Origin of the sequence: Corallococcus carmarthensis, from assembly GCF_003611695.1 — a bacterium.
GTDB classification, from domain to species: domain Bacteria; phylum Myxococcota; class Myxococcia; order Myxococcales; family Myxococcaceae; genus Corallococcus; species Corallococcus carmarthensis.
In genome coordinates this window covers 1-6,043 of the sequence record NZ_RAWE01000347.1, presented here as the reverse complement: position 1 = coordinate 6,043, position 6,043 = coordinate 1, and the positions used below count along the sequence as shown (strand labels likewise).

At 68.1% G+C, this 6,043-nt stretch carries 6 protein-coding genes; 4 read left to right on the top strand and 2 right to left on the bottom strand.

The genetic code is table 11. The annotated features are described in order from the left end of the window. On the bottom strand, positions 1-652 hold a 652-nt coding region (locus tag D7X32_RS42575), incomplete at its 3' end, for a tetratricopeptide repeat protein (RefSeq protein WP_208752732.1). A gap of 32 nt (positions 653-684) precedes the next feature. Continuing rightward, the gene (locus D7X32_RS42570) at positions 685-1,995 is read right to left on the bottom strand and encodes a radical SAM family protein (protein ID WP_120608211.1); all 1,311 of its coding nucleotides are present in this window, start codon (positions 1,993-1,995) and stop codon (positions 685-687) included. A gap of 181 nt (positions 1,996-2,176) precedes the next feature. On the opposite strand from D7X32_RS42570, the gene ald reads away from it, so the two are divergent. The 4 genes from ald to D7X32_RS42550 form a co-directional block, all read left to right on the top strand. Next, on the top strand, positions 2,177-3,304 hold the full coding sequence (ald, locus tag D7X32_RS42565) for an alanine dehydrogenase (RefSeq protein WP_120608210.1): 1,128 nt from the start codon (positions 2,177-2,179) through the stop codon (positions 3,302-3,304). Positions 3,305-3,561: 257 nt separating this feature from the next. After that, on the top strand, positions 3,562-4,203 hold the full coding sequence (locus D7X32_RS42560) for a sigma-70 family RNA polymerase sigma factor (protein WP_120608212.1): 642 nt from the start codon (positions 3,562-3,564) through the stop codon (positions 4,201-4,203). A 52-nt stretch (positions 4,204-4,255) separates the two neighbouring features. Beyond that, positions 4,256-5,107 carry an anti-sigma factor family protein gene (locus tag D7X32_RS42555; RefSeq protein ID WP_120608209.1) on the top strand — a complete coding sequence of 284 codons (852 nt, stop codon included), beginning with the start codon at positions 4,256-4,258 and terminating at the stop codon, positions 5,105-5,107. 188 nt (positions 5,108-5,295) lie between these two features. Then, positions 5,296-6,043, top strand: a 748-nt coding sequence (locus tag D7X32_RS42550) for a response regulator (protein WP_147450487.1), incomplete at its 3' end; no start/stop codon positions are given.

Here is a 6,043-nt window from a genome sequence, read left to right as displayed (position 1 = left end):
TGTCCGCCGCCGGACAGCTCGTCTTGCTGGCCCGCTCCTGAAGCTGGTCCTGGACCTCGGCGGACTTCGCCTCGGAGGGCTTCGCGTTCTGCACGAACCGCTGGTAGGCGGCCAGCGCCTCGCAGGACTTGCCCTGCGCGTCGTAGGCCTTCACCAGCGCGTTGAGGATGGGACGCTGGCCGGGCTGCTGGTCGAAGGCCTTCTGCAGATCCACCGCGGACTCCTCGGTGCGGCCCAGGGCCTCCAGGGAGAGGCCGCGCCACACGTGGTAGCTCGCGTTGTCCGGCTGCGCGGTCACCAGCGCGGTGGCGGCCTTCAGCGCCTGCTCCTTCTCTCCCGCGCGCGCATTGGCCGTGTACGACAGCTGGAGCAGGACGATGTTGGGGCCGCACTTCTCACCGAAGGTGTCCGTCACCTTGGTGAGGCCCTTCGTGTCGCCGGTGTCCAGCAGCAGTTGTCCCAGCTGCTGCGCCTTCGCCTTGTCACACGGCGTCTCCGTCAGCTCCTCGCGCAGCTTGCGCACGAGCGGCTTCTTCAGACCATGGTCGAACTCCGGCTCCTCGGGCGCCTTGCTGCTGCACGCGCCCAGGACGGCACCGGAGGAGAGACAGAGGACGGCGAATCGGAACGCGGAGCGGAAGGAGACGGACATGCCCGGCTCTGTAGCCGTCCCCTCCCGGACGGTCAAACCTCCGGCGTGCCCGCGGCGTTCTCCCGCTCGTCCAGGCCGCGCGCGAAGTTGCCGATGATGAGCCCCGGCCGCGCCGCCTTCAGCCGGTTCAGCAGCGTGCGGATGCCCACCGGCTCGCCGCCCGCGCCCACGCCGCGCGCGACCTCCAGGTACTGGAGCGGATCGATGCACAGCGAGCGCGTCTGCACCTGGTCCACGCGGTACTTGCGCACCAGGTTCTCCAGCGCCTGCACCTCGCCCTCGCGGTCGGTGACGCCGGGGAACAGGAGCAGGTTGAGCGCCAGGTACGCGCCCCGCTCGCGCGCCAGCGCGATGGACGCCTCCACGTCCTCCCAGCCGTACTTCACCGGCTTGTAGTAGGCCTCGTAGAGCCCCTTGGACGCGGAGTTGAGCGACACGCGCACGGCGTCCAGCCCCGCGTCCAGCAGGGCCTTGAGCCCGTGCGTGAGGCTGGCGTTGGTGTTGATGTTGATGGAGCCCTTGTCCGTCTTCGCGCGCATCAGGCGGATGGACTCCGCGATGAACTTCCAGCGCGTGAGCGGCTCGCCCTCGCAGCCCTGGCCAAAGCTCACCATGGTGCGGCCCGGCGCGTGCTCCAGGTGGTAAAGGCCAATGGCCGCCATCTCCTCCGCGGAGGGGCCGTCGTCCATGCGCTCGTGCGAGGCAGGCGGGCCGTCCTCGGGCTGATCCGAGATGCAGCCCACGCAGCGCGCGTTGCACATCACCGACGCGGGGATGGCGCCCTCGTCGCGCGCGTAGAAGATGTTCTGCGACGTGAAGCACCGGTACAGGAGCGCGCACGTCTTCAATTGCTTGAGCACGCGGCTGTCCGGGAAGCGCCCCATGTGCGCCGTGACAAGCCCCTTCAGCTCCGGCGTGGAGTACGACTCCGGCTCCCAGTGCGAGCGGCGATCCGTGTGGATGGCCCACGCGAGCGGGCCCTTCTCTCCCCACGCCGCCGCCGTGTACGCCCACTGCGGAAGGATGGGCCCGCTGCCCTTCACCTCGCCGGGCAGGAACGTGCGCGTGTAGCCGGGAGGCAGGAGCGCGCCCACCGCGTTGGGCACGAACGTCTTGCCTCCCATCTTCATCTCGCGCACCAGCTCCAGCTCACCGGAGTCCGGGTTGAGTCCCACGGGCAGACGGCCAGGCAGGTGCACCAGGCGCCCGGCCGCCGGCAGGGCGATGGGCTTGTCCTGCGGGGGCACGAGCTCCTCGCCGCTGCGCAGCGTGGCGATGAGATAGGGATGCTCCATGACCCGGCCCTTGGGGTCCGCGAAGAGGAGTTTCGGCGCGTGCGTCATGCGCTGTTAACTAACACGGGTGGGCCGCCCTGCGTCCAACGCCTCGCGTCATGTGGATGGATGAATGAGGCCCATCACACGCGACCCCTTCCAGCGCCGGAGCGCGCCTTGAAAGCGCCCATGCCCTGGTCTATGGGTCCGCCACGTTTTCCAGGCAGTCCCCCATTCGTCGGAGGCAGTCGTGATCGTCGGAGTTCCCAAGGAGATCAAAACCCGCGAGTACCGTGTCGGCATGGTGCCTGCGGGCGTGCGCGCGCTCACCAGCGCGGGGCACACGGTGCTGGTCGAGACGAACGCTGGCGTCGGCTCCGGCATCCCGGATTCGGAGTATCAGCGCGTTGGCGCGCAGATGATCACCAGCGCGGATGAGGTCTGGAAGCGCGCGGAGATGATCGTGAAGGTGAAGGAGCCCATCGCGCCGGAGTACGAGCGCATGCAGCCCGGGCAGATCGTCTACACGTACTTCCACCTGGCCGGCGTGGACCCGGAGCTCACCAAGACCCTCATCAAGAAGAAGGTCACCGCGGTCGCCTACGAAACGCTGCAGCTGGATGACGGCAGCCTCCCGCTGCTCAAGCCCATGTCCGAAGTGGCCGGCAAGATGGCCATCCAGGTGGGCGCGGCGTGCCTGGAGAAGGCCCACGGCGGCAAGGGCATCCTGCTGGGCGGCGTGCCCGGCGTGCGCCGCGGCCGCGTGGCCGTCATCGGAGGGGGCGTGGTGGGCCTGTGCGCCGCCAAGGTCGCCGTCGGCATGGGCGCGGAAGTGACCATCCTGGACGTGAACCTGGAGCGCCTCACCTACCTGGACGACGTGTTCCTCGGCCGCGCGCAGACGCTGGCGTCGGACACGGAGTCCATCGCGCGCACCGTGCGCGAGTCGGACCTCGTCATCGGCGGCGTGCTCATCCCCGGCGGCAAGGCCCCCAAGCTGGTGTCGCGTGAGCTGATTGGCGAGATGGAGCCCGGCTCCGTCGTCGTCGACGTCGCGGTGGACCAGGGCGGCTGCATCGAGACCTGCAAGCCCACCACGCACGACAACCCCACGTTCACCGTGAGCGACGTCGTCCACTACTGCGTGGCCAACATGCCCGGCGCGGTGCCGCAGACGTCCACGTTCGCGCTCACCAACACCACTCGCCCGTACTCGCGGAAGATCGCGGACCTGGGCCTGGTGGAGGCCATCAAGTCCGACCGCGCCCTTCAGCGCGCCATCAACACCTACAACGGCCACATCACCTATGAGGCCGTGGCGAAGGACATGGGGTACGACTACGTTCCCCTGATGGACGCACTGGGCGGCAAGAAGTAACAGCGCCTGCTTGCTGTACGGTCGGCCAGGCGCTTCCTGGCCGGTTGTCCCAAGGGGAGCGCCGTCCGGTGCTCCCTCGGGTTTCCCACCCTGTGGAATAAATGATCCCGCCGGACGTCTCCGCACTCCAGAAGCGGGCATGCGGGCGGCGCGGCAGGGGAAAGCGTTGTTGACCCGTCTGTTCCGGTGCATAGATTGACCGTTAGGCAGGCGACGCATTCCCCAATCATTTCGGGCCCCTGGAAGGCGGGAGCATGATGCTGGACTTCAGGCAACCCAACCGGACGAAGCAGGAATTCGAAGAGCTGGCGCTGGCGCACCTGGATCCGCTCTATTCGGCGGCGCTCCGGTTGACCAAGAACGAGCGTGATGCCGAGGACCTGGTGCAGGACACCTGCATGCGGGCCTACCGCTTCTTCGACAAGTTCGAGCGCGGGACCAACATCAAGGCCTGGCTCTTCAAGATCCTCACGAACACCTTCATCAACCGCTATCGCCGCAAGGTGAAGGAGCGGACGGTGGTGGAGGGCGTGGAGCGCGAGGCGGTGCATGAGCGCTTCGTGAGCCGGGACGCGACGGACTTCGCGGCCAACCCGGAGCAGTACTTCTTCGACCGGCTCTTGTCGGACGACGTGCTGCGCTCCATCGACTCGCTGCCCATCGATTTCCGGCTGGTGGTCATCCTCGCGGACCTCCAGGAGTTCTCCTACAAGGAGATCGCGGAGATCCTGGAGTGCCCCGTGGGCACCGTGATGAGCCGCCTGTTCCGCGGCCGCAAGCTGCTGCAGAAGACGCTGCGTGAGTACGCCCAGGGACAGGGGGTCTTCCGTCACGACGGAGACCCGGTACCGGCGCCCGCGGACATGGAAGAGTTCCGTCGGCGGAAGAAGGCAGGCTAGAAAGAGGTTGGAGGGGCGTCGTCTTCCCTCCGCCCCGCCACATCGAGCGCCCATGACCTGCCAGGAACTCGAGCGGTTGCTCTATCCGTACCTCGACGGCGAATTCCAGCCCGAGGAACGCCATGACGTGGAGTCGCATCTCGAAGGCTGCGCCGCGTGTGTCGCGCGCGTGGACGAAGAGATGCAACTGCGCCAGGCACTGCGCCGGGCGGCGAAGCACTCCATCTCCACGCAGGGTACGCGCGCGCCAGCCTCCCTGCGCGCGGGTATCCAGTCTGGCCTGCACCGCGAGCACCGCCGCGCGCAGGTGGGCCAGTGGCTGCGCGCCGGGGCCATGGCCCTGGTGGTGGTGACGGTGAGCGGCGGCTGGATGATGTATCAGTCCGGCCAGGCGCAGAAGGCCACCATCCTGGAAGCCGTGCAGCGCCACACGCGCCAGCGGCCCCTGGAGTTCGTCGCGGGCACGCCGGAGCAGATCGAAGCGTGGTTCAACGACAAGGTGGAGCACCGCATCACCCTGCCCCGCCTGCAGCAGGCCCGGCCCGTGGGCGCGCGCTTCTCCACGCTCAACGGCCAGGAAGTCGTCTACGTCAGCTACGAGACGCAGCCCCGAGTCACCAACGAACCCAAGCGCAACATCGGCGTGTTCGTGTACCCGGCCACGGGCCAGCGGGTGATCAAGGACGAGGGCCCCACGGTGGAGAACGTCGCCGTGGACTCGAGCCAGGCGTACAACGTCGTGACGTGGCGTGATCAGGACGTCACCTATGAGCTGGTGACGGACCTGGATGACGCCGCCATCCTGCAGATGCTGCGGGATCAGGAGCACCGCTCGAACGGGATTGTGCGCCCCGCGCAGGTGAAGCCCGCGGTGAGCGTGCAGCCCGTTTCGCTACAGCCCTGAAGTCCTCGTTCAACGAGGGCTCGGGTGGTCGGCTGCTCAACTGAATACCGGGCGTTACGCCCGGTGTGAAGATTGACGGTCCCAGGCATGGCCGATAGCCTCGACGGCGTCTTCACTCTCGCGCGCCGCCGCTGCTGTTCCTCGCGGTGTCTCACCGCGCGCCGCACCCCCAGGATGGCCGTCCCTTCATGTCCAAGCGAATCCTGATCGTCGAAAGCGACGCCACCCTCGCCGCCAACTTGCAGCAGGCCCTGGAGGCGCGGGGCTTCTCCGCGCAGACGACGGGCGACGGCAAGGGCAGCGTGGAGCTGATCCGCCGTGAGCGTCCGGATCTCGTGGTGCTCGCGGTGGATCTGTCCGCGGGGCAGAACGGCTACCTCATCTGCGGCAAGCTGAAGAAGGACGACGAGCTGAAGACGGTGCCCATCGTCATCATCGGCAGCCCGGACGGCTTCGCGGCGCACAGCAAGCTGAAGGCGCGCGCGGACGAGTACGTGCCGAAGCCCGTGGACAGCAACGTCCTCATCGACCGCGTGGGCGGCGTCATCGGCTTCCCGGAGCTGCCCGCGAGCGACGAGGTGGTGGACGAGAGCCTCACGCTGGACTCGCTGGGTGAAGAGCCCGCGACGGACTTCGGCGAGGAGATCGCCGTCGACACGGGCGAGGAGCCCGCGGTGCCCGGGGAAGACCTGGACATGCTCGACGACGCGTTCAGCGACCTGTCCGATCCCGTGACGGGCACCGAGGAGCCCGTCGTCGCGCCTCCGGAGGAGATGGAGTCCCCGTCCGGTCTGGAGGAGATCTCCGCGCTGGACTCGCTGGGCCCGGACAACGACGACTCGCTCGACGTGCTGGGCAGCCTGGACGAGCCGGAGGAGAAGACCGTCATCGGGTTCATGCCGCCGGTGGATCCGGAGCCGGTCGCCGCCCCCACCC

Coding starts and splice junctions, on each gene's coding strand:
- D7X32_RS42560 (WP_120608212.1), top strand. CDS start 3,562: ATGCTGGACTTCAGGCAACCCAACCGGACGAAGCAGGAATTCGAAGAG.
- D7X32_RS42570 (WP_120608211.1), bottom strand. CDS start 1,995: ATGACGCACGCGCCGAAACTCCTCTTCGCGGACCCCAAGGGCCGGGTC.
- D7X32_RS42555 (WP_120608209.1), top strand. CDS start 4,256: ATGACCTGCCAGGAACTCGAGCGGTTGCTCTATCCGTACCTCGACGGC.